Annotated in this window: 24 protein-coding genes; 11 read left to right on the top strand and 13 right to left on the bottom strand. The window is 54.0% G+C overall.

Annotated features, from left to right (window positions below; genetic code table 11):
- Positions 1-54 precede the first annotated feature (54 nt).
- Positions 55-1,503, top strand: coding sequence for an FAD-dependent oxidoreductase (locus tag AABZ39_08925; protein MEK6794886.1), 1,449 nt, complete (start codon positions 55-57; stop codon positions 1,501-1,503).
- A gap of 124 nt (positions 1,504-1,627) precedes the next feature.
- Here the strand turns inward: AABZ39_08925 and AABZ39_08930 are convergent, their stop codons facing one another.
- From AABZ39_08930 to AABZ39_08990, 13 genes are all read right to left on the bottom strand, one after another.
- Positions 1,628-3,595 (bottom strand): MFS transporter, encoded by a 1,968-nt coding sequence (locus AABZ39_08930; protein MEK6794887.1) that lies wholly within the window; start codon positions 3,593-3,595, stop codon positions 1,628-1,630.
- Between the two features lie 223 nt (positions 3,596-3,818).
- Complete coding sequence (locus AABZ39_08935; protein ID MEK6794888.1) at positions 3,819-5,729, bottom strand: hypothetical protein; 1,911 nt, start codon at positions 5,727-5,729, stop codon at positions 3,819-3,821.
- A gap of 4 nt (positions 5,730-5,733) precedes the next feature.
- Positions 5,734-7,818: a hypothetical protein gene (locus AABZ39_08940; protein MEK6794889.1), complete on the bottom strand. Its 2,085-nt coding sequence runs from the start codon at positions 7,816-7,818 to the stop codon at positions 5,734-5,736.
- Positions 7,819-7,821: 3 nt separating this feature from the next.
- Positions 7,822-9,546, bottom strand: a complete 1,725-nt coding sequence (locus tag AABZ39_08945; protein MEK6794890.1) for a right-handed parallel beta-helix repeat-containing protein — start codon at positions 9,544-9,546, stop codon at positions 7,822-7,824.
- 12 nt (positions 9,547-9,558) lie between these two features.
- Entirely contained in the window at positions 9,559-10,848 is a 1,290-nt protein-coding gene (locus AABZ39_08950; GenBank protein MEK6794891.1) for a Gfo/Idh/MocA family oxidoreductase, read from the bottom strand.
- A 22-nt stretch (positions 10,849-10,870) separates the two neighbouring features.
- Positions 10,871-12,154 carry a Gfo/Idh/MocA family oxidoreductase gene (locus AABZ39_08955; protein ID MEK6794892.1) on the bottom strand — a complete coding sequence of 428 codons (1,284 nt, stop codon included), beginning with the start codon at positions 12,152-12,154 and terminating at the stop codon, positions 10,871-10,873.
- 14 nt (positions 12,155-12,168) lie between these two features.
- Positions 12,169-13,137, bottom strand: coding sequence for a LacI family DNA-binding transcriptional regulator (locus AABZ39_08960; GenBank protein MEK6794893.1), 969 nt, complete (start codon positions 13,135-13,137; stop codon positions 12,169-12,171).
- 235 nt (positions 13,138-13,372) lie between these two features.
- Positions 13,373-14,521 carry an MFS transporter gene (locus tag AABZ39_08965; GenBank protein ID MEK6794894.1) on the bottom strand — a complete coding sequence of 383 codons (1,149 nt, stop codon included), beginning with the start codon at positions 14,519-14,521 and terminating at the stop codon, positions 13,373-13,375.
- A 251-nt stretch (positions 14,522-14,772) separates the two neighbouring features.
- Entirely contained in the window at positions 14,773-15,249 is a 477-nt protein-coding gene (locus tag AABZ39_08970; protein MEK6794895.1) for a hypothetical protein, read from the bottom strand.
- A gap of 278 nt (positions 15,250-15,527) precedes the next feature.
- Positions 15,528-15,734, bottom strand: coding sequence for a hypothetical protein (locus tag AABZ39_08975; GenBank protein MEK6794896.1), 207 nt, complete (start codon positions 15,732-15,734; stop codon positions 15,528-15,530).
- Between the two features lie 20 nt (positions 15,735-15,754).
- Positions 15,755-16,753: a kelch repeat-containing protein gene (locus AABZ39_08980; protein ID MEK6794897.1), complete on the bottom strand. Its 999-nt coding sequence runs from the start codon at positions 16,751-16,753 to the stop codon at positions 15,755-15,757.
- A gap of 26 nt (positions 16,754-16,779) precedes the next feature.
- Positions 16,780-17,772, bottom strand: a complete 993-nt coding sequence (locus AABZ39_08985; protein MEK6794898.1) for a hypothetical protein — start codon at positions 17,770-17,772, stop codon at positions 16,780-16,782.
- 27 nt (positions 17,773-17,799) lie between these two features.
- Positions 17,800-18,465: a hypothetical protein gene (locus AABZ39_08990; protein MEK6794899.1), complete on the bottom strand. Its 666-nt coding sequence runs from the start codon at positions 18,463-18,465 to the stop codon at positions 17,800-17,802.
- Between the two features lie 169 nt (positions 18,466-18,634).
- Between AABZ39_08990 and AABZ39_08995 the strand changes: the two genes are divergently transcribed.
- The 10 genes from AABZ39_08995 to AABZ39_09040 form a co-directional block, all read left to right on the top strand.
- Positions 18,635-19,630: a tyrosine-type recombinase/integrase gene (locus AABZ39_08995; GenBank protein ID MEK6794900.1), complete on the top strand. Its 996-nt coding sequence runs from the start codon at positions 18,635-18,637 to the stop codon at positions 19,628-19,630.
- A gap of 1 nt (position 19,631) precedes the next feature.
- On the top strand, positions 19,632-20,249 hold the full coding sequence (locus AABZ39_09000) for a tyrosine-type recombinase/integrase (protein ID MEK6794901.1): 618 nt from the start codon (positions 19,632-19,634) through the stop codon (positions 20,247-20,249).
- A gap of 369 nt (positions 20,250-20,618) precedes the next feature.
- Complete coding sequence (locus tag AABZ39_09005; protein MEK6794902.1) at positions 20,619-20,936, top strand: hypothetical protein; 318 nt, start codon at positions 20,619-20,621, stop codon at positions 20,934-20,936.
- A gap of 10 nt (positions 20,937-20,946) precedes the next feature.
- Positions 20,947-21,123 carry a hypothetical protein gene (locus tag AABZ39_09010; protein ID MEK6794903.1) on the top strand — a complete coding sequence of 59 codons (177 nt, stop codon included), beginning with the start codon at positions 20,947-20,949 and terminating at the stop codon, positions 21,121-21,123.
- A 1-nt stretch (position 21,124) separates the two neighbouring features.
- On the top strand, positions 21,125-21,532 hold the full coding sequence (locus AABZ39_09015; GenBank protein ID MEK6794904.1) for a hypothetical protein: 408 nt from the start codon (positions 21,125-21,127) through the stop codon (positions 21,530-21,532).
- A 7-nt stretch (positions 21,533-21,539) separates the two neighbouring features.
- Positions 21,540-21,893: a single-stranded DNA-binding protein gene (locus AABZ39_09020; GenBank protein ID MEK6794905.1), complete on the top strand. Its 354-nt coding sequence runs from the start codon at positions 21,540-21,542 to the stop codon at positions 21,891-21,893.
- 33 nt (positions 21,894-21,926) lie between these two features.
- Positions 21,927-22,913 carry an ATP-binding protein gene (locus tag AABZ39_09025; protein MEK6794906.1) on the top strand — a complete coding sequence of 329 codons (987 nt, stop codon included), beginning with the start codon at positions 21,927-21,929 and terminating at the stop codon, positions 22,911-22,913.
- Complete coding sequence (locus tag AABZ39_09030; protein MEK6794907.1) at positions 22,913-23,413, top strand: single-stranded DNA-binding protein; 501 nt, start codon at positions 22,913-22,915, stop codon at positions 23,411-23,413. Before AABZ39_09025 ends, AABZ39_09030 begins: the two co-directional genes overlap by 1 nt.
- A 20-nt stretch (positions 23,414-23,433) precedes the next feature.
- On the top strand, positions 23,434-24,357 hold the full coding sequence (locus AABZ39_09035) for a hypothetical protein (GenBank protein ID MEK6794908.1): 924 nt from the start codon (positions 23,434-23,436) through the stop codon (positions 24,355-24,357).
- A partial coding sequence (locus AABZ39_09040; protein ID MEK6794909.1) for a hypothetical protein occupies positions 24,354-25,107 on the top strand: 754 nt, incomplete at its 3' end. The genes AABZ39_09035 and AABZ39_09040, both read left to right, overlap by 4 nt.

The raw sequence follows: 25,107 nt of genomic DNA on the forward strand, positions 1-25,107 counted from the left end.
GATCGGAATTAGATTACACCGGCAGGGATCGCACTACACTACAAGGACATGACCATGGTAAAAACAGGCGAACGGATGAATGTTACCGTACTGATGGATGTGGCCGAGGGCGCCGATGTCGTGGTCGCCGGCGGCGGAACGGCAGGGGTCGTCGCCGCCATAGCCGCCGCGCGCAGCGGAGCGAAGACCATGCTCATCGAACGCTCCGGATATCTCGGCGGCATGCTCACCGCGGGCAACGCCGGGATCACGATGTTCACTAAATTCTCGGGGAATCCGGAGGAGCACACGCTCGATCTGAAAACGCTCGCCGAACATCCTGAGGAACTTCAGATCGCCGGCGGGATCACCATGGAAATGACCGAACGGCTTTTAAAGACCGGCGCGGGCATCGGGAACGATAACACGGCGGGTAGTTATATCTTCACTTCGAGCGAAGACTTCAAGCGTATGCTCTTCGAGATGATGGAGGAGGCGAATGTGCGCCTGCGCCTGCACTCATGGGTTGTCGACTGTATCCGTGAAGGCGATACGATCACCGGCGTTGTCGTGGAATCAAAATCGGGTCGGCAGGTGATACCGGCGCGCATGATCATCGATGCCACCGGCGACGGAGATGTGGCGGTCCGGGCAGGCGCGCCCTTTGATGTCGGCGTAACGAAAGATGATCTGTGCGTCAAAGAAGGCGCGACGATAGGCGTGATGCAGACGATGGGCGTGATGTTCAAGATGGGGAACGTCGATCTTACGAAGACGTTCGATTGGCTGAAGCTCCACCCGGAATACTTCGGCAAACAGCCGTTCGCGCGCTTTTCGCTCGAGGAGGCGCGTGAGCGATTCGAAAAAAATGAAAATGCGACGATTAACATCATACGAAAAAATAAGACACCCGGGTGGTTTCAGGTGTATAATCTGCCGACGCCGGGGGTGGTCACGCTCTGTTGTCCGAGCGTAGAGGGTATGGACGGCTGCAATGTCGACGATCTGAGCCGCGCGGAAGTACTTATTGCGCGGATGGTGGGACACTGGAGCGAGGGACTGCGCGAGATCCCCGGGTTTGAAAGATCGTTCCTCCTGCACGTCCCGGAAATGGGCGTCCGCGAGACACGGCACATACGAGGCGATTATGTCCTTAACCTCGAGGATATCTATCATCAAAGGAAATTCGACGACTGCATCGGCTTCGGCGCTCATCCGATCGATTCATATCCGAGACCGAAATGGATCAGCGATCCCGAAACCGCCTACCCCCCGCGCTGGTATTTTCAGATACCGTTCCGAAGCCTAATCGTACAGGGATCGAACAATCTTCTTGTCGCAGGGCGATGCATTTCGGCTACGCATGAGGCGTTCGGCTGCATACGCCCGACAGTGCAGTGCATGATCACCGGCGAGGCGGCGGGCAACGCGGCAGCGCTCTGCTGCAAGAATAATATCGCCGTGAGACAATTGAAACACGATGTACTTCGCCGGCATTTGATCGACCAGGGAGTGAAATGCTGAGGAGCCAATATCGGTCACCAATCGGGCGGCGAATACGACGGAGCGCATGAAGGTGCTTCTCTCATGGTATGAAAAGAACGAGAAGCCGCGCTGGACGGGGAAGTAGCGCCGTAAGCGAATTCGGCTACCGGCTCTGCAGTCGGCTGCAGTGAAGAAGGCCGATAAGGCAGGTGATATCCTTCGGCACAAGCGCGCGGGGGAACTTTGCCGCGGGCGGGAGAGAGATGCGCCCAGAGGAAGCGAGACAGCGGCGCCATTCGCTGACCGCTGCACCCGCTGTCGTATCCGGCAATTCAGCGATAAGCTCGGAAAATGCCGCGGGCGGGTCGTCGCGTTCTGCGGTGAAGAGCTCGATCATGCGTACTTTATCGCCGAGCATTTCCGCGAGCACGATGAACACGGTGCGCATCCATGACGGACTCTGGGAGATGGACATCTCGTATTCGAGGGCTTCCCACATGAGGTCAAGGCGTTCTGAAGCGAGAAGTCCCCAGAGCATGTCAAGGCGATGGCTTGTCTCCCTGATCGAACGATAACAGCGAAAAAACCGAATACGGCTGATCGGCTCATGATGACGCAGAAGTCCTTTGTATGCTCGTGCACGGATGTTCGGGTCTGTATCTTTTGCCAGCGAGCGGAGTGCCGCTGCTGCCGCGGGTATTCGCAGGAAGCCGAGCGCATTGACAGCGTCGCCGCGGAGCGGGGAGTCGCGGTCCTCGGATTCCGCAATGATGAACGTTACGGAAGAGGGCAGGGGATTCTCGAACAATGCGCGATATGCCGCGGCGCGGTGACGTGTCTCAGGGTGACGAAGCGCATCGAGGATGAGACGTTCCCCCGCCGGGACATGGGATGCAAGCACATTCTCATAGACCCGCACTTCCCCGGGGCGGCTCGATGCATGCACGGTCATATCGTGGGCGCGGAACACGGTGAGGAGATTCGCGGGAAGTACCTGTTCGATGTCGTGCGCAAGCAGCCCCAGTTTCCCTTTTACCATCACGATCGAAAAGATACAGACGCCGAGCGACAGCACGGTCCAGAGCAGGAATGCATGGCTGTATGAATGCATTCCCTGAGGACGTATCGCGGCGGGGATAGCACCGAGTCCCATGACGGCGGCGATGCCGAGAATGGCGGCGACGACACCGGCGAGCTGATAAATGACCGAGTACGATACCGCGTTCTTCCGCGGCAGTCGTTCATTGGAGAGTGCAACGAGAACGATGCCGGAGACGGCAAGAAAAAGCGTGCCGAGCACGAACAGTGTTCCCGCGATGAAGCCGCGGAGCTCTGCCGGGAAAAGATGTATCCACGTCCATGCTGAACCGAGGAGTAAAAGCACGATATGCGATCCGAGGAGGAGCGGCCGCACGGGTATGCGCGCGCCGATAAGCACGAGCGCGCGGGCGCCCACCACCGATACGACAAGGCCGATCACCGTAAGCGCGGTTATCGCTTCCGAGGTATATCCCAGATCGCTCTTCAATGCGTTGACCTGAAATGCCGCGGCGATGGCCATGGGAACCTGCAGAAGCACGACTATCACTACCTCGCGATAGGAGCGCTGTCGCATCATATCGCGCGCTGCCTCGCGCAAAGCGCGGAGCGACCCGCCGGCGATGCTGCCGGTAAGCGGCAATCCTGAAAGGCGCTGCGATGCTATGAGATTGAAAATGAAGCCGACGGCGAAAAGCGAGATGAAAGCGGTCTCCTCGCCGATGCGCGCACCCATTGACAACACGCCCCAGGCAAGGAGCGCCGTGATAAGGCAGCCGAAATACCAGCGCAGCTGCGTTTCCGCGTTCATCGTCGTCAGCTCGCGGTGTCCGGATATGGCGCGCAGTACCGACGGGATCGTGCTCACACCGACGGCGCGTATCGAAAGGAATATGAAAAGGATGATGATAAGGAGCCATGCTTTCAGTGCGGGGTCGGGAATGAGCGGCAAGAGAAGGATGCCGCCCGCCAGCACGGAACGTATCCACCATGAGCGAGAACTTACCCGGCTTGCATCCATGCCCTGAAAAAAAGCGGGCGCAAGGACGGCGAACACCCCGGCGAGATAGATCGACGCGAAGAGAATGCCCATCTGCAGATTGTTCGCGCCGTAATGGAGCGCAAGGAGCGCGCTGATAGGGCCTATCGTAAGGCTTGCGCCCAGGGGATTGAACAGGGCATAGTTCAGATAGCGGCGCTGTGCCTTCAGCTGCTCCGGCCGCGACAGGCTCGGGGGGGGTAATGGCGGTAGTGCTCATCGTTCTTCGGCTTCAGTATACAGCAGGGCGCATGCAAAGCAAACGCGGGTCAGGCGCTTATGTCGGGAACCCCGGGAGCGCAGGATCGAATTCGCCTGCCGCCGTCACCGGGATGCGTTCGGAAAGATGCGTCGTGATGTCGGGTATATCGAAGCGGGTGAGGATGTCCGGTAGAATGCCCGAAAGCGGGAATCGGTACGCACGTGCGTTCATTATCGATGCGAACGACGATGGCATATCGACAGCATCGACACGCGTGACCGCATTCGAGAACACTGCCGCAGAAAGGGCGATGAGACCGCCGGTGCCGTAACCGGCAAGCGAGAATTCCCTGTATCTGTTCGCGGAAAGGAATTTCAGCACGGCAAGCACATCGTACACGCGGCGTCCGAAGAGACTGAAGTCAGCCATGTGAGCGAATGAGGAATACATGAAATCCGCGCCGTACGGCGAGAAGTACGTGCTGCCGATATCGGCGGTGCCGGACATCGATTCGCCGATGCCGCGCACATCGAGGATGAAGAACGAAGCGTCATCGTTCTCTGCGAATACCGGCGCCGCCTCGGGGAGCATCATCTCCGTTTCGAAATGTTCCTGCGGCAGAAAGATGCGGGCCGACTTCTTTTTCGGCAGGGAATACGCGCATTCTCCGGCAGGATTCCTGTATTTCAATAATGCGAAAACGCTTTCTTCGGTCGGTATGGCGAACCGTGAATACGTTCTCTCCGAATACCGGTACGGTCGGAGCACTCGGAAATCGCGTATGGCAGGTATGACAGGGAGCGAAAGCAGTTTTCGGAACACGGCCGGTGTGAAGCCTTTCCGCGTGCGCGCGAACGTATCAGCGAGGTCCTTCGCGAATTCGCCTATCGAACGCGAGCCCTCCTCGTGGACATTACCGGTGCGGGTCACCTGCAGTTGTACCGGTGTATGCGTTACGACGGGTATATCCGCCTTCACTGACGGGAGGCCGGCGTGTGTGCAGAAGAACCGGAAGAGCTCGTGTTGCGATACTTCATCGATGGAATGATCGCCCGGGGTCGCTACAAGTTCGATATCCTTTCCGCACCCGAGCATCTGATAGACCTTCTTCAGATGAGCATACGCCTCATGCGAGCCTCGGTTGTCGAAGAAGTCGTTCTGCTTCGAGAGTATCATCACCGGCTTGGGCGCGAACGCGGTGATATGATCGAACATTTCGTGACCCATCGTGAGGACACCGCGCGGGATCTGCTCCGAATCGCTCGGGAGCTCGTTCGTAAGATTGCGCCGATACGTGGTGATGAAGCATGACGGCGCCGCCATGGTGTACCGGTCATCGACGGACATTATCACCGACGTCATCGTCCCGCCGCCGGACTGTCCGACGAGACCGATATGTTTTTTATCTATCGGTGCCGATTCGAGGAGGCAGTCAAGCGCACGTACGCCGTCCCATGCGCGATACGTGGAGAACTCTTCGCCGACAAGGAGGAGCTTCTTTGCCGCGAGTATATGTTCATGCACGCAGCCGAGTCCTTCGAATTCGATACGCTCACCCTGTGCGATCGGATCGAAAATGATGACGGCGAACCCGCGTACTGCGAGCCCTGCGGATAATTTCTGATATAAGGGGCATGTCTTTCCTTCGAGCGCGTGGCCGCAGGGGATGACGACGCCGGGGAACGGCCCTTTCCCGTTCGGTACATAGATATTCGCGGTGACGAAATAGTTCGGGCGGCTTTCGAATATCACTTTGCGGATCTCGTATCGATCTTCCTGTATGACGCCGGTGACCTTTGCATTGAGCGGACATTTCTCCTTCGGGAGCGCGTATATCTTCTTGAAGTCACGCCGGCATTGAGCGGCATGTTTCTCCATGGCAGCCCTTGTCTTTATTGCGGCAAAACGCGCCTGCCGCTTTTCATCAAGCGCGTTGAACACCCGTTCGGTGTATTCCTGAAGCATGCGGGGAAATGTGATCAGCATGGATTCACTCCTTTGTACTATCGAATGCCGTTGCTGCGCTGAAGATCGCTATCGCATCGATGAGAAGTCCGTCTTCCCGGCTCATGAGTGAAAGCGTGTGCGTGCCCTTGCCGAGCGTGAACGTAACGAATGAACCGATATCCACTTTCCCGTCGATGCGGTCACGCACGCGGTCCCAGGCGAACGATGAGGATGCCTTTATGTCGGAAAGCTTTTTTGGCGCTCCGTCCATGCTTACGAATATCGAATCATCGTCGCTCGTTGCGGCTATCGTCCGGAGCCACACGTGATAGTCACCCGGGTCGGTCACTTCAAAACGGTACTGCGCCGATCCCTTCTCAAGACCGGTGCCCTGCGGAACGACGATGCATTTCCCGCCGCGTGCCGACACATCGGTGCGGACCATCATCGGTGCCGAAAGTTCACCGGCTTCCGCTTCAATGAAGATGCCGCTTTTCATCGTCTGTGCCGATGTGAGCTCGGGATGGTCCGATCGTATATAACGTGCCGGGGGCATCTCCTTCGGTACAAAACCGTCACCGCTCATGGTCACGTGTATCGTTCTCGGCGTACAGCCGTTCGTGCCGCGGACGGAGAGCAGCATCGGGGTCGTTTCGATGCGATAGGCTCCCGCGGCGAAATTCTCAGCGATAACGGACAGCCCGTCGTTTACGAGGCGCAACGAGGCATGATGGAACGGTGCGCCGTCCCTGAAGAACCGTATGCCGGCAAGGGATAGAGCGTCGACGGGATAATTGAACGTAAGGCGCACGGCACCCGGTTTCGTGTCGTGTGCGACACAGGTAAATCCTTTACCGGTCAACTCACCGGAAAAATATCGCGTAACGAGATCGCGCATATACGGCGAGAGCGATGCACCGCGTTTCATGTCATCGGACGCATCCTTCGCGGGAATGAACGTACTGTCTATTATGCTCACCGTACCGCTCGCGCTCACCGCTGCCGGCGAAAGCGGTTTTCTCGAGCCGTCGATGAGCGTTGCGCCTGCTATCGATATTCTTGAAGATCTATTTGCCCATAGCGAGAACGCATTGGTATTGACCGGGTCGAAATAGAACACGCTGTTGGAGAACATGAGGTTTCCGTTGGTCCCGCCCTCCCATTTCAGGTTCTTGAACGCGCGTGTCGAATGGATATAGCAGTCCTCGAAGGAATCGTACCCGTCGCCGTAGCACATGATATCGACGTCATACGAATCGGCGATGAGCGTACCCGTATGACGGGATGCTGACCAGTCGATATTGACCACGCCGCAATTGTTGCCTATCATGACGGCATTGCTCATGAAATACTCGCAGCGGTCATGCGCGCTTATTCCTTCATCGAAATTCCAGTCCGCACGCACATCGATGAAAGAGATATCCCGCGTGCCTTCACCCGGGCCGACACCGGTGCGGTTGCAGTGCAGATTGATCCCGTCGTTGTACACGAATTTGATGTTCACGTTCGAGACGATGATGTTCTCGCTCGGACGCGCCGTGAACGCGAACGCGGTATCCCGCGCCGCACGTTCGATGCGGTATTCACGGAGCGCGAACCCCGGGTGTATGCATACGTAGAGGTCATTGCCGTCGATGGTCCACTCATCGGGCTTAAGATTCTTGACCGCGGGGAGCGGCCGCGTCTGATATAATCGCGCGCGCCCCATGCGCTGCATCATGCCGTTGATGACAAGAAAAAAATTCTCCTTCGGAAGACGCTTGAAATGTCCCGGCGCGATATAGATATCACCTTCGAACTGACGCCATTCGTTCGTCGGTATCTCCTCGCTCCCGATCACCCAATTCCCGCCGCCGTCGATGACCAGCGGCGCATCCTTCATGCATTTCCTGCCGTTTATGACGAACATATCGCGGTACGGCAGCGGCGAAGGATTCAGCCGTATCGTATCGCCGCCGACCGCGCGGCCCATGGCGTTCGAGAACGAACGAAGCGGCATTTCGGCCGATCTTCCGTCGTTCTCATCATCGCCGCGGACATTGTCGATATAGATCGTCCCTCCGGAGAGCACCGATGCGGTGATACACACGAGAACGCAGAAACGAACGATAATGAGACGCATCTTCATGGATCATTTCACTCCCGCACCGCGTATCTCTCCGGCGCAGAAAGCGCCCGGGTCTTTGAACTGATTCCCTTCCACGCGCACATCGACCGAGTTCTGCACTTCGACCGCATATACCGCCGTCAGCCCATATTTCGAACCCGTCGTACGGCAATCCCCGTTGTTCGAACGCTTGATACGGTTGCCGCGTATGATGACATCGCGCGCCGCATTGATATGGATAGCGCTTGCCGTCGAGCCGTCGATGAGATTGCTTTCTATCGTGATGCTCCGTATCGCGGAGGGAAAAAGACCTGCCTTTTCCGGTCGATACCCGAGCGAAATGGCGCCCGGACTGAAATAGTCGCTCATGAGCGCAAAGCGTCCCCAGCCGTTGTCGCGGAGCGTATTGCCGCGTATCACGACATTATCGGGCCAGCCCGCTTCACGCCAGTATTCGTACTCCGGACCGAGCGCTATCGCGCTCTGACTGATGCGCTCGATGATATTGTTCTCTATTATGCCTTTGGACGCCATGATTCGAAGTCCGCGTCCGCGGTGGTCGCGGAATCGGCAGTTTCGGATGATGAAGTTCTCTGCAGCCACCGCCGGCACATCGAAGAACGCCGCATCGTCCATTGCGATATCCTTATCCGCGGTTATGCGCATGAACGCATATTTCGAATCCGGCATAGACGGCCAGAACACCTTCACCTCCTCGCGGGTGAACTCACGTACCTGCGGCGCATGCGCTATCGAAACAATATGTGCCTCATCAAGAATATCGAAATTCTCGCGGCGCAGCATGCGAAGGCGGTCACCGGCACGAATGATGTTCGTAAGCCCGATGAGATCGCGCCGAAACAGGGCGATGAACGAACGGGCATCATCCTTCTGAAAGACCGGGAATGTCACTCCGTGCAGGTTCACCGAGTCGTCGCCCATGAATTCGAATTCGCAGTTCTCAAGCACCGGCCCGCGGCGGCTGTACGCATAATTGAACGCATCGGCCCCGGTGGACAGAAGCCTGTCCTCGCTGGCCCCGGCGGGCCGCGTTCCGCGCAGCACGTTGAAGCGGAAATAATTATCCTCACCCGCGGGGAAACGCACGATGACGGCGATCGAAGGCGCGGTGTATATCGTCACATCCTCGATACGAAGGCCGTTCGCCCAGTACGCGTTGATCGCCGCCCCTGCCCGCGTGGTGAATGCGATGAGATCTCCCACAGTGACGTTCGGCTCCGCAGTCCCGAGCACGATGCGCCCCGTCCGAGGCGTTAACGCTTTCGCTTCGCGCGGGTAGAGGTCGGCTACGCCCGTTTTCCAGCGCCGTGTTTTCGCGTCGAATATATATGCACGCTTAACGATGAACAGTCCCGCATAATCCGGATATCCGTCATGTATCCTGAAATCGATAGACTTCCCGTCGTCGGACATCGCGGTGATCGTACCCTGCGTGAATGGGAGCGGATCATAGTCGATGGAGAAATTCTTCAATCGTATATTCTCCGAATTGTCGATCTTGAATCCCTGTTTGTTAAGATCGGCGAGCGAGAACACTATTGTCGAGCCCTGTCCATCCACAGTGATGTTTTTCGCGCCGCGGATATTCACCGTATCGGTGACGATATGGCGTCCGGCAGGCAATGTTATGGCCAGCATTCCGTTCGATACGGCGTCTTCAATGGCGTTCTTCACATCGAAGCCTGCAAGCATCGATGCCGTCAGTGCGACAAAAATGAATGTTCTCATTGACTCTCCTTTTTACTTAAGACCGAGCAATTCCGGTATCGATATCGGACGTTTTTCCTTCGCGGAACGCCAGAGCGCCTCGCCCATGGCGACAGCCTGCGCGCCGGCAAGCGAGTTGGACATTATCTCGTAGCCGCGGGCAGGGTCCGGCCCGATGAAAAGGTCTTCGCGAAGTATCGGGTCAGCGCCGCCGTGGCTTCCCGCGCCCTTAAGCACATCGATGCGCTCACGCCCGCCGTGAAAGAGCGGCATATAATCGAGCGTGGATTCCGCATCGACGGTGAACGGCATGCGCGATGCGGCACCGTAGAACGTCCATTCGATGCGCCCTTTCGTGCCGTTTATCGCAAGCCGGAAGCCTTCGTACGGTGTGGAGAAATTCACGCTGTACGAGAAGAGTGCGCCTTTGTCGTAGCGTATCGACGCGACATAGGTGTCCTCGATATCGATGCATGGATCGAAGATACAGCGGTCGGGATGATAATCCGTATACGCTATCTTCACCGTGCCGAGGTGATCGTCCGCAGGCTGAGCAGCACCCTCGCTCCGTCCATGCCAGCGCATATAGTAGGCGCAGGATGTGCGCACATCGCAGGTGGCGCAGCGGCGTCCGTCGGCCTTTTTTGGATTGAGCTCGCCGTCCGCGCCGTAATAATTGCGCGCGCCGTAGGAGAACACCTCGAGGGGGTTCTGTCCGACGAACCAGTTGACCATATCCAGGTGATGCGTCGATTTGTGTATCGAAAGACCGCCGGAATTCTTCCGCTCGCGGTTCCATCGCTGGAAATAGCTTGAGCCGTGATGCGTATCGATATACCAATTAAGATCGACTTGCGTAATGCGCCCGATCTTGCCCGCGAGTATCATTTCCTTTATCGCGCGGCATTCGGCGATGTAACGTACATTGAAGGTGACCGTCACGTTCCCTTTGCTCTTTTTCTCGGCATCAAGCACACGCCGACAGTCCTCGGATGTCGTCACCATCGGCTTTTCCGAGATGACATGCAGATCCTTTGCGAGCGCTTTGAGTATGTAGGTCACATGCGTTCGGTCTATGCCGCAGACGATGACCGTGTCGGGCTTCGTCGATGACACCATGGCATCGAATGCATCCTCGCCGGTGAATGTCGGTATGCCTTTCGCCTCCGGATACATCTCCGTGCATACGGCGAAACGCTTTTCATCGATATCAAGAAGGCCGACTATCTCGCCGTGTTCACTGAATTCCCTGAGCAGGGGACCGATGAACATGTTCAATCCGCGATTGCTCACACCGCATACCGCATATCGTTTCTTCGCCATGGGCATCTCCTCTTCCTATACGTCAGAATTTCACAAGATCGTCGACTTTCACCGGAAGCCCTGTACGCAGCGAGCGATTGCCCGCAATGCCGGTGAGTATCGACATGGCGCCGTCAACATGGCTCGCCGCGCGATTGAACGGATCATGCGCCGGTACGCCGAAAATATCATTGAGCAGCACCGGATCGCCGCCGCCGTGACCGCCCTCGCCGGTGGGGATATCCACCGTATACGGTTCGCCGTGCATCGGGAATACGTATATGTGCTTGTTCTCAACAGCGCCTTCCTTCGCTTTGTCGCCGCCGGAATTGATGTATGATGTTTCGTACACAGCCACTTCCAGCCGGCCTTTGGAGCCGTTGAAGTTCACGCGATAGCCCTCCCACGGCATGTACGCATTGAGCGAGTAGGTGAGGAGCGCCTTGTTCTTGTAGCGCACCATCACGCCCATCGTATCCTCGATGCTGATGTTGTCGCCGAACACGTTCTGGTCGCGGACATAGCCGTCGTCCTTCTCGGCATTGAGATAAAGATCGCGCAGGTGCTCGTTTTTCGACATGTCGAGTGTAAATGGATCGTTCGGGTCACCCGCGCCGGTGGTGCGGTACGGGAATTTCATCATGCCGCGGCGCTCGGCGTTCGCGCGTCCGTAGAACATGAGGTCGCCCATGGCGAACACGGTATCGGGCTTCGTGTTAAGCCAGAAATTCACAAGGTCGAAGTGATGCGTGGATTTATGCACGAGCAGCCCGCCGGAATTGCGCTTGTCGCGATGCCAGCGGCGGAAATAGTCGGCGCCGTGCTTGGTATTGAGAAGCCACTCGAAATGAACGGAGTATATCTCGCCGATGGTGTCCGCTGCAATTATCTCGCGTATCTTCGTGTTATGCGGCGCATAGCGGTAATTGAACGTAACGCGGAGCTTTTTGCCGGTGCGCTTGACCGCATCAAGTATCTCCTGGCATTTCTCCTCATCTATGGTCATGGGCTTTTCGCTCACCACATCGCAGCCGAGTTCCATTGCGCGAATGATGTAGTGATGATGCGTACGGTCTATTGACGTTACGATGACGCAGTCGGGTTTTTCGGTCTTTATCATCTCATCAAAGCGGTCGGCGGTGTATGTCTTCACCGGCTTTGCGCCGAATTTCTCGCCGATGAGGCGGTTGGCGTAATCAAGCCGTGTCTGATTGATGTCACAGAACGCGGTTATCTCTGACGTGTCCTTGTACGTGCTGAATATCGCGAAATAGAAGAACTGTGCGCGGCCCCCCAATCCCACCTGAACGTATTTTTTCTTACCCATCGGAAGCTCCTTCGTCAATTATTTTTTCGGGTGTTGCCCGTTGATTCCCGTGCAATGAACGATGTCTTTACCGTGCGGGTCGCCGCTTCCTCGCCGTTCATGCGGAGCGTGAGCACTGCGACCGCTTCGTCAGCGAGTTCACCTGTCGGCTGCGTGACCGTGGACAGCGACTTATACGCAAAGCGCGGATATTCATCATCGTCAAAACCGATGACGCCGATGTCCTCCGGGATGCGTGCCGTGAGCTCATAGAGACGTTTGAGGAGGCCGACGGCGGTCTTGTCGCTGTAGCATACGACGAGGGTACGCTGCATGCCGGAGATATCATCCCCCGCGCTGTATCCGCCGGGAAGTCCTGACTCGGCGGTGACGATGATGCGTTTCTCGACGGAGCCGAGGGCATCAACGCTTGTGTCGAATGCAGCCCTGCGGTCCTCGGCGTCATCGGCGTTCGGTGTGAGGAACACATAACGTTCATATTTTCCGCGGAGGGAATCGCAGGCTTGAACGACGCCCGCCTTGCGATCGATGAATACGGACGGATATTCCGTGCGGCGGGTATCGACAAGCACGAAGGGGATATCCATTGTGCAGAGGGATGTATCGGACGGTGAATAGCCGGCGAAAACAATACCGTCGCAGAATTGAGAGAAATCCTCTATGAACTGATCGATGCGCCCGGCGACGCCGTACGTGAGGCCGAGCGTGGTGCGGTATCCCGCTCTGCTTAACGCGGTACATATCGACGATATCTTGCGCGACATGACCTCGGTATCAAGCGAACTCGATATGACGCCTATCATCATGGTCCGTCGCGTTTTCAGCGCGCGTGCGAGCATGTTCGGGCGGTATCCGAGTTGAGCGACGGTCTTTCTCACAAGGGCGCGCTTGTCCGCGGATACATGGGGATGGTCCTGCAGCACTCGGGCCACCGTCCGTATCGAAACGCCTGCTTTTTCAGCTATATCTTTCAAATTTGCCATATTCTCAATATTGCCATCGTTGGCAACTCGATAAATATAATCACGAATACCTGAAAGTCAAGAACATGATTGGTCTCCCTAGTTCAGAGCGGGACCAAGCCGACTTCAGAACGGATCAGGAACGGAGCTGAAACGAAGGTGATACGAGGGTGATGTACATCCAAAGCGAAGCAAAGGCGGCCGATATATGGCAACGATACCCGTCAGTCGACGGTACCAGGGCATTGGCCGCTTTTCATCTATGGGCGGGCTTTTTCATCGCGGGCCGGAGGATATAGTATAAGAACGCAGCGAGAAATATCACGCCGACAAACACTGCCACCGCCGTAAAAGCAGCTGAATAATTCACCGCAGTGGCGATGCCGCCCATGCCGAACGGCGCGAGTATGCCGCTTATCCCGACAAGCGATTCATTGATGCTGACATTGCGCAGCGAATGCTTCGTATCAGCGAGCGAATAATAGATGGCATAGAAGAACGCAAGCGCACCGAATACGCCGGCAAGGATGAACGCCGGGACAAGGAGCGGGAGCGAGCGTGCAAATCCTATCAATACGAATGCGCCGACCGCAATGATCGTGACCGGCAGAAGAAGCCGGTGTTTTTCGATGAATGTATACCAGTACCGCATCCCGAACGATACTGCGGCCTGCACGCCGAGGAATACGAGCACGAGCGCCCCGGCGGTGAATTCACCGAGCCCGAGCTTAAGACCATGATCGGGGAACATGACGCGGAGGAATGTCCCCGACGACGCCCCGATGAGTATGAGCGCCCATCCGAGTATCAGCATGTTCGGCGTTACCCTCGTCCGGTCGGGCTTATCGCAGCCGGAACGGATCTCCTTGAGGCGGCTCTTCTTTACCACCGCGAGGAGCACGAGCACGCCTGCGCCGCAGAGAAGAATGAAGAGAAAGGGGACTGATGCCCCGAGCCGGTATACCGACCCCGATATGAACGGGCCGACACCGAGGCCTAAACTCCAGGAAATATTGTAATTACTGACATTGCAGTACAGCGGCTGATCCTTCGAAACAGCGTCCATGAGCACCTGAAATGAGACGAAATAAAGCGCGCAGACGATGCCGAGAACGAATGCATAGATGAAGAATAGATGCGGCAGCGGGAAGACGAATGCCGCCGCGGCGACCGCCATGATGACGGCGATCGTGACACGCAGGATACGGAAGCTCGTCGATCGGTCAACACGCAGCCGAGAAAGGAGCACCGATGTGCCGAGATAGCAGATGCTGAAAATGACCGGATATCCGGCGATGTAGAGCGGTGATGCGCCCGCATTGGACGCTATCACCGGCATCGTGAAGAGGAAGATACCGACACACACATCGGCGAGGAACGGGAGCAGATAGATCAAGAACGTCATTGTTTACCGCCGGAAGGCGGCATTGTATCACAGCGCGGAGTTGTCCGCAACCGAAATACACAGCCGAAAGTATCACGCAAAGAACACCACAAAGGCTCCAAGACACAAAAAATCCCAGAAATTAACTCTTGTAAACGAAATTGCACGATAACTAAAAAGGGTGATCCTTTGAGCAATTTTCCTTGGTGCCCTTCGTGACTTCGTGGTTGCTTTTACCTTAAAGTGAGGATTCGGGCACGGACAAAATATCATCAGCCGAAATGGATGACGTATAGCCTCAGGCCGAATTCATGCCCGAGCGTAAAGGACTGCAGCACATTGAAGTTCATGGCGTAATAGAACGTAAGGAGTCCGCCGATAGAGAGGCCGGCTTCCGGGGCAAGGCGCAGGATGAATTTCTGCATATCGGTCCCGATAGGCGTGCTTATCCCGAACGTCGGCCCCACCGAGCCGGCGAAGAAGCTGAGATACGGTCTGCCGTAGAGGCCCTTGCCGCTGTATTCGACAATGACGCCGCGGTTAATGCCTATGGGATCGGCCGATTTCACTAAAAGGTCGCGCCAATTATACCCGAGGGAGAACCCCAGGGCGTTCTGGCTTATGAGGCCGAAAATAAGGCCGTGGCTCGATTTTCCCATCGCTTGGGCCGTTGAATCCTGGCTGTACAATGCCGGTGACGATAAGGCCGATACGACCGCGATAGCCATACCGATAAAGTGTCTTCTCATAGCCGTCCTCCCGTTCATAGGGTACGCTCAGGATAGTACAGGGGAGGGGATACTGACAAGACAAAAAAAGACAGGGAGGGACTTACCGGAACGGATATTGAATAACCCCTAATCCTTCCCGCAGCGGCAAAGCTACGGTTGGGAAGCGGTCGGGGGACAATGCAGTTAGTTTAGAAAGAAAATCAGCCACCCGCTTCGCTAGAGGCACAGAGACACGGAGAACTGATTGGTTTTCTTGCTTTTTCCCTTGTTTTTTCTCTGTGTCTTTGTGCTGTGGCTTACTTGAATTTCTTCGCCCTGAGCGTACAGGCAAGCGCCGAGCAGAAGAGAAGGATGAGCGTGCTTATCGGCATAAAACTGCAATGGGACTTATACCCGATGAGATTCGCCTTGCTTGCGGCCACCACGGGTATCACGGTGGATATCGCCGCAAGGGTGAAGAGGATGGTGAGGACGAGAAGCGCGATGTAGACTTTCTTTTTCATGCTGTATCCTTTTATATTTTTTATTCCGAATACCAGATATCGTTCGTATACACTGTACCGCCGTCACTCACCTGTCCGCCAATGAGCCACACACTGCCGTTGAACGATACCGCGGTATGCTCAAGTCGCGGTGGGAATTGAGCTCCCGCGGTCGCGACCGTCCATGTCGAGCCGCCCGATGTATACCACACATCATTCGTCGGCCCGGTGCCGTTATAGCTCCCGCCGATTATCATGATGCGGTTGTTGTGAACCGGCGCCGTATGCCAGCAATGCTGCCCGAATTCCGGGGCGGTTATCTGTGTCCAATTGATGCCGTTGGATGAATACCATATATCGTTGCGCGGCGTCGTTCCGTTGAAGCCGCCGACTATCCACAGTCTGTCATCGAATACCGAAACGGTATGATCGTACCGCGCCTGAAATCCGCCGTTCGCGGTCTGCCGTGTCCACGTTATGCCGTCCGCTGAAGACCATACGTCATTTGTCTGCTCAACGATATCCAATCCGCCGACTATCCACATTCTATTCTTGAATACCGCAATATTGCCGAAGCGCATACGCCGAGGCGGCGGCGATGTCGGCGCCATATTCACCCACGTGTCACCGTCAGAAGAGGACCAGACATCGTTCGAATACTGTCCTTCTGCGTTGCCGCATACCACCCACAGCTTGTCGTTAAATACCGTACAGCCGAAATCCATACGCGCATGGAACGGGGGGTTCACTTTCAGCTGCACCCAATTCGTCCCGTTACCGGAATACCAGACATCGTTTGTCCAGCCATACGGATTCTGCGTAACACCGCCGATGACCCAGAGCTTGTTCTTGAATACGGCACAGCCGTGGGAATATCTGCAGGCGAACGGGGCGGATGCGACCGCATTATGCCACGTTGTCCCCGCGGTAAATATCGCGTTCGGGTCATACGGGTTCTCATGACCTTTCAGAGACGGAAGGCAGGATATCCCTGCGAGCGCAGCTATTGATAGTGCAATGAGTGTTCCGATTTTTTTCATTTTTTTGTGCATTCCTTGCAGAGCATTTATTTTGAATACCAAACATCGTTCGCTTCGAAGTTATTATTGTTCTTCCCGGCGATGACCCACAGGACGTCATGGAAAGACAGCGCGCAATGCAGCCTGCGCTGAAGGAATTCCGCACGGTCGGTCTGTTGCGTCCAATCCGTGCCGTTCGCCGAATACCATACATCGTTCGTTTGTATCGCGGTCGCTTTTGCCTGACCTGCAATGAGAACAAGCCGGTTCTTATGAAGTACGAACCCGAACTGGTCTCGCGGCAGAAAGTCGGGGGCTACTATCTGCGACCAGTTGGTGCCGTCAGACGTGTACCAGATATCGTTCTTGGGAACATAATTATAACTGCCGCCGACAAGCCACATCTTATTATCGAATACGACGACATTTTGCCAGCAGCGGTCACTGAATGGTGCATTCACGGTTACCGGGTACCAGGAAACGCCATCAGCCGATCTCCAGACATCATTGCTTGGGCTTGCAGGGCTTTGTCCGCCAGCAATGACCCAAAGCTGATCGTTGAACGCGCACATGGAGTGCCGTGCTCGCTGCCCGAACGCGGCATTCGCTGTTGCTGCCGTCCATAGATCTCCATCGGATGAAGACCATACGTCGCTGACATAGCTGCCGGCAGAGTTCACTCCGCCGGACACCCACATCTTATCGTTAAAAACGGCAACAGCATGACCGTTTCGTGTTGAGAACGCCGCCGAAGTCGTCGTAGATATCCAATTTGTGCCGTTCGATGTATACCAAACGTCATTGTAAAACGTTCCGCCGGTATAGCCGGCGATGATCCACATTTTACTCTTGTATACGAGCGTACCGAAAGACCATCGTACCGAAAAAGCGGCTGAAGGAGTTGCCTGCTCCCATGTTTTTCCCGCAGTGAATGCCACTGTTCCCGCAGGGTCGTATGGATTGTCGCGTGACTTGAGCGCGGGAATGCAGGCGGTAAACAGAACCATTCCTGCAGCGATGATGATAAGCGGGAATTTCATACGTGATCCTTGGAACGCGTTGCCGCGTTACCAGCTCATCGAGAACGACACCGCTGCGCCGTCGAGTTTCGGCGATCCGTCGGCGAAGGAGAATACCGGCGATACGCTCGGGACAAGCGCGGTCTTTCCGGCCTTGCTTCGTACGGGGATGTCCGGCGTAAGGAACCACCATACGGCGAGGCCTGCGGTAATACCGTAGAGCGACCAGCCGATGATGTATTCGATAGTGCTGGCGGTTATCTGCCCCTGATAATTGGAATACTTCGTGGATATTGCGGCGGGTGTTCCCGTTTCCGTCATGTAGACCGTATTGAAATAATCGTTCGCCCAGCTGCTCTGAAGCACGCCGAGCACGTTGAGCGTGCCGGCCGCGGCGAGCGTGGTCAGCCCGGAAATGAAGAGCGTCGTCTTGAGCGGGCTCCATTCCATGCGAAGCGAGCCCTGCAGCACTTCCTTCATCCGCTGTATCGCGGTGGTGGTCATCTTCGGCGTGATATCGACGATCTTGTCGAACCCGTCGACGTTCTCTTTCTGGGACACGATGATGGACCCTTTCTCAACATCGACGATGTCTATCGTAAGGATGTACCGTGAACCGAGCTTGGCCACATTGCCGAGTATCATGAACTGCATATTGAGCAGCTGGCCGATCTTTACCGCGCATGAAGCGTCGGTACAGCCGGTCTGCTGCAATTCCTGTTCTCCATGGTAAATTCATAGAGAACTGCTCTGTTCCAGAAAGTAAATTATACAAGAATTCATGTTTGTTCCAGAAGAATCGGAGCCCCAAAAGGGCGACCCTTATATATCCTTATAATTTTGCCTATAGGTATGAGGAATTAACCCTCAAAAGGAGCTACCTATGGCAACGTGCATCGAAACGAAACGGATTAAGGGGGGCATAGACATGTCGTTATTAACACAATTCTATGCCGTCACCCACGCAGAAAGAAGCAGGGGAACCGCCGAAGTATACCTGAGAGATGCGGAAGCGTTCATCGAATTCATCGGCGGGGAGGAGAAGCTTTACGGCGCTAAATCGGACGATGTTCTTGAGATCGTCTGCTCATTACAGGTAGGGTGGAATAAGTCGGGGGTATCCAACAAATACATTCGCCGACGCCTTAGCGGCATAAAGTCATTTCTCAGATTTGCACAACGCCGATGCGGTTTTTCCGCTGCAGCGATCTTTGAAGATGTTCGGCTTCCGCGAATCGAAGAAAAGATTCCCAACGTGTTGACGCCGGAACAATCCATACGCGTCGTTGAATGTGCCAAGTTTTACGGAACAACGATACACATGCTGTTCCGAATTATGTACGAATGCGGGCTACGCAATGCCGAAGCGCGCAGCCTCTGCATACAAAACGTCGACCTGATTAACGAGGCAATAATAGTTCGCCGCGGCAAGGGCGGAAAGGATCGTATTGTCCCAATCGTATGCATTTCGGAAATCGAAGCATACCTTCTCTATCGCCGCACCATTAACCCGAACGGTGACGGCGATTTTCTTTTTCTTACAAAACGTGGAAAGAAATTTGTCGAGCAGGACGTCGCGTATTACGCGAAGGCTATCCGGGTGAAAACCGGGGTTACGTTCACACCGCATACGCTTCGACATTCGTATGCCACACATTTGTATCAAAACGGTACGGATATCAGGGACTTGAAGGAACTGCTCGGGCATACAAACATTGCAACAACGGCTTTGTACACGCATACCTCATGTGATCGATTGCGTGAGAAAGTGAAGACGCTGCATCCATATGCGATCGTCGGCAATAAAAGCACAGAAAGCAAGGATGCAGGTAAAGAAAACGACCAAGCCACGGAAGCCAATACAAAGAGGGGCAACTAGCATGAGAAACAGAGTAAAAAGCAAAAACCGAAAAACGACACGTCCTGATCATTATTCCGAGCAGGAGGTCATGATCATACTGGATTGTGCGCGAAAAGAAAGTCCACTCGCGTATTCGATTACCCATTTCATGTATGCTGCCGGGCTTCGTCTGAGAGAAATATGCAATCTCAAGGTTGGTGAGATCGATTTGGGAAAGGAGGTCGTTTATGTTCATGATGATTGCACTCTGCGCTCCCGGGTAGTGCCGCTTCTCATCCCATCGGTGAGCAGGGACTATCTTGAAAGTCATTCGGCGAGACGGGGCAAGGCTGATCGATTTTTTGTTACAGAAAATATGAAAGCGATAACGAAAAACACCGTTCGTTCCCTCTTCAAGTCGGTTGGAAAGAAGGCAGGAATACAAATCAGCAGCCACAAACTGCGGCGCAGCGTCGCCATACATTTGTACGATCATGGCGCTCAGATTGAGCGCATCAGAGCCATCCTTGGCTGCAATCAGTCGCGATTGATTCAATGGAGCCTTCCGCTTTCGGTTGATCAATTACGAAACTGCATGAATGAATACCATCCGCTCGCGATAGCACACCGCCTGGGCGTGAATGGGCAAATGAAATGAAAATCGTCGACTATTTCATTGAAACCGGTGTATCCGCCGGCGATCTTTCGGAAAAAGTGAGAGAAGACATAGCCGATGGATGGCAGCCATATGGCGAACCGTTTATCGATATCAGGAGGGAAGGATATTGTCAAGCGTTGATGAAATATGAATAAGCGCGATTGTCGCAGGGTCGATTAGATCTTGACCGGTGGTGTCCTTAGGTAGGCCGAAGCGGGGTTCGATTCCCCACAAGGACAATGGCATGTCGGTAGCATGCCGTGTTTGTGTACCAGCGTTCGCGCAATCGGTGGCGGGTGGCAACTCCCTCTCCACACCCGCCACCTGCGCACGCTGATACCACAAATAATAAAATGCAACGGAGGTGCTATGGGACGACATGTATACGAAATAGTTGCGAAACGATTTCAAGGACATGATTGGACACGGAATGGGGATTACATCTGCGGTTCAACTTCTAAGTTTGCCGAGCGATTCATTGTTTGGGAGGCATTGGATACGGATGGATGCGGCGATTTTTTCACAACACATGAAGACATCGTGTCGGCTGCTTGGGAAACCCGGCACGATGCGGAATCAAAAGATGATATCCATTCAATGTTTTCATGGATTCGGAAAAGGCTCAAGAAAGAACGGAAGCAATACGCTGAGTGCGCGAAAGAATATATCAGATTCAATATTTGTTGAGGAGGTGTTTATGACTGGTACATTCCGATTACAGATCGAACTTGGCAATGATGCGATGCAAAGTCGCAACGATATCCTTGTCGCCCTTAAGAACGTCGCCATCAGAATAATCGGCGGTGAGGATGATGGAAAGATCATGGATGAAAACGGCAACACCGTCGGCAATTTCAAGATCACGGAGGATTGAGATGAGCGCATACATTGTGAACGATAGCGTTATCAACCGCATCGCAGCACTATTGAGCGATGATGAATTTGGACCCGAAAGAATAATTTCAGATTCGATCAAGAAGCTTGGATATTCCGCGTTCGATCATCCTGAACAATTAGCGCGGCACATGCACAACCTTAATCGATTCGCCATGAATGAACGATACGGCAGAAAGTTGCCGTATACGCATCGATATAAAGCGGTACTGGCACGTGATACATATCAAATACTTAAAGACATCCAATGCTTCATGTATCAGTGCAGCGAAGGCAGGGCTACGAAAACGCGCTTGTTCAAAGCGTTTGAAAATGTCGAGAACGATCTTGCACATGAATTAGTCCGGATGACGGAAGAATATAAGAATGCAAAATGGGACAAGGAGTAATTTACAGATGAATGCTCAAACAAACATTATTGTTATTGAAGGGCGACTTACATCGAAACCGCTATTAAAGCGAACAAAGAGCGGTAAATCCGTGTGCAGGTTCACGATCTCCAACAATCGATACTACTTCCAAAATAAAAATATCATCGATGATGTGAGCTTCTTCAAGATCGCGGCATGGGGCGCGCTCGCCGAGCGATCGGCAGAAACACTATCCAAAGGCTCGCTTGTCCTCGTAAGCGGAACACTTTCTTCAAAGTCAATTGCCGGCTCAAATGAACAGCGCGACGATGTGAAGATAACCGCAGCGAATATCAAATTCCTGTCAAGGAGAAATGCAACAAGCCAACCTTGCAACTGAAAACAGAACATGAAAAGAATAAGGAGGACATGGATGCAATTTAAGAGAGCAATTAAAAGCTTCGTTAAACTCTTGTGCGCAATTTTCGGCACGTCGGGTGCGGGGAAATCGTACACAATGCTTCGTATCGCCACCGGCATAGGAGGCAGGATTGCGGCTATCGATACCGAACACGGGTCGTTATCAAAGTACGCTGACCGCTTCGTATTCGATGTGCTCGATCTTATCGACACCTCAATCGATTCATATATCGAGGCGATAAACGAGGCGGCACGGGCCGGATACGACATTCTCATTATCGATTCGCTTTCGCATGCATGGCAGATACTTCTTGAGAAAGTTAATAAAATCGCAAATGTGAAATACAAGGGAAATACCTTCGCGGCATGGAGCGAAGGTACTCCTGAACAACGGAAGTTCATCAAAGCGATAGTAAGTTTCCCCGGACATGTGCTTGTCACAATTCGCTCAAAAACTGAATGGAGCATCGAGGATGCGGGTAACGGGAAGAAAGCGCCTGTACGGGTAGGACTTGCGCCTGAGCAGGGAAAAGGCATCGAATACGAATTCGACCTCCTGCTTGAAATATCTCCCGACCATATTTGCAGGGTGATAAAAGATCGCACCGGAAAATATCAAGACAAGATGATCGAAAAGCCGGGCGAAGATTTCGGTCGTGAATTGAAAGCATGGCTTTCCGAGGGCGCACTTCCGCCTGAACCCAATTATGAAATTGCCCCCATCGGCAAGAATGCCGGGAAATCATGGTTTGACCATACCGAGGAAGCGCTTCTCAAAGCGAAAGAATATTACATCGCCCGCCCGAATGATCGGACCGCATCTGGATACCTTCTTGAGATTGAGCGGGCACTTTCCGTTGGCAAGGTGAATCATCCGGCAACGCTTTCGGATACGGTTATCACTATTTCCGGCGGCCCTGAATCGAAACCGGAGATAGCACAAAAGCAAACGGCCAAGTCGGTCATTATTTATGGAAATACGCCAAGGAGGAATAACTGATGGCAAATGATACGAATGTGGTGATTATGACTGGCCGCCCGACACGGCAGGCTGAACTCCAAACCTCAAAAAACGGGAGATCGTTCTGCAAATTCGCGCTCGCAGTGAATCTGTACAACGGTGTCGAAACATCGGCTCATTACTTTAACTGGATTGCCTGGGGAAAGACGGCGGAATATTTTACGAGCTTCATCAACAAGGGCGACCTTGTGATCGTTGAAGGTGAAGCGCGGCAGAATATCTGGACGGATAAGGAGGGTGTGACGCATTATGAAGTCGAGTTCTTCGCAAGCAATGTGAAACTCATGCGCCGAAAAGCCGTTGTCGATAGCCTTCAACCGGCCGTTAATGAGAAGTCACCGGTGCTTGCATCATCAGCGGCAAATGGTAACGGCCACGATCAATCACATAGCGAGGCATCGCTGCCGCTCGATGAAAAACAGCCCGAATCAAATTACGTTCTCGATGACGGATACAACGACGACGAAGTGCCGTTTTAATAAAAACAAAGGATAAAAGCATGCAGTACACAAACATCAACAATCTCCCCGGAATTCTTGTCCGCGCACTTATGGCTGATGGGTATTCAAAGAACTCAAAATACAGCATGACACAGCTCATAAAGAGCCCGCAGTCCGTCGTGCTCGAACAACGCCATCGCAATGAGATCACAACCGATGTGTCGGAAAGCCTCTGGCGATTCCTCGGTAGCGCCGTTCACGACTTCCTCCAGAAAGGCGAGGGCGCATCGGATATCACCGAGGAACGCCTCATGTATCTGACGCCCTCGGGGATATCCGTTTCCGGCCAATTCGATTGCTTCGACGGCGAGGAAGGCATTCTATACGACTTCAAGGTTACAAGCGTGTATCGGGTTATGCATGCAGATTTCGAAGACTTCCGGACGCAGCTCCTTGCGTATGCCTGGCTCCTTAATCGCATCGGATTTGAAGTTAAGCATATTAGAAACATTCTCATCCTTCGCGACTGGAACAATTCGCATTCAGCAACCGCTCAATGCCCGCTGCTTGTTCTTGACCACGATCTCGGCACCACGATCGAAGGACTTCCGATATCCGACTGGATAAATACCAAGGTCGAAGCGATAGAACGGGCCGCCGGTCTTCCCAACGAGGAACTCCCCGAATGCAGTGAGAAGTTTCGCTGGGCGCAAGCGGATGAATACAAAGTGTATTGGAACGAATCGACGGCAAAGACACTTCGGTCGATGAAGAACTTCACCGATGGCACCGAAGCCGTCGAATACGCACGGTATATGGAGCGTGAGTCGAAAGGCAAGAAAACGTTCCGTGTGGATCTCGTAGAAGGCAATAAATTCAAGCGCTGCGAATACTGCAAGGCCGCTCCGTTCTGCGCCCAGTACCGCCCGGCACGTGAAGCACGCATGATGCATACAGAGGCTCAATCGGGAGTAGTCGGATGAAATACTCGATATTTATTAACCAGAAAGCGATTGCAACGCACTTTGAGGCTGGAAAACTCGACCTTGTGGACATGGCGATCTTCGACTATAGCCGCGATATCATCACATCCCCGAACGCAAAGCTCCTACGGATCATGCATGATGGCAAACCATATACATGGATCGATTACAAGCATCTGATCGATTGCATGCCGCTGCTGGGTATAAAGACGAACGATGTAATACGGCGACGCATGAACACGCTCGTTACGGAGAAACTCCTCTGCCGGCATATCGTCAGGTCAATGGCGTATTTCACGCTCGGCGAAAAGGCTGATCTTCTTTACTTTGATACAGACACAACGGAAACTCCCCCCGCCCCGGCACCAGAGAATACGCCTCAGAAGCAAAAGGAAGCGCAAGACGAGGTTCCAGAAGTCCAACCCGAGGAAACACATCAGCTCGATCTTAGCGCTTCAAATGAGGCCGAAAACGATGCGTATACGGGCAATGAGGACGCATCTGAGAGCGATACCCTGCCCAACCCAGAAGTTGAGCCCAACTTTTCAGATGGGGTAGCCCAACCAAAAAGTGGGGCACTGCCCAACTTTAAAGATGGGCTGAGCCCAACTGAAAAGAGGGGCTATTATAATACTAACATTAACCAATCAGATCAGGAATTTAAAATTAGGGGGAAAGAGGACACGCCCCCACACCCCAGCCCCCCTCAAATATCAGCCCTTGAGATCGTATTTTACAAACTCTGGGAGC

This window comes from Spirochaetota bacterium, assembly GCA_038043445.1.
In the GTDB taxonomy this organism is placed as follows: Bacteria; Spirochaetota; Brachyspiria; order Brachyspirales; family JACRPF01; genus JBBTBY01.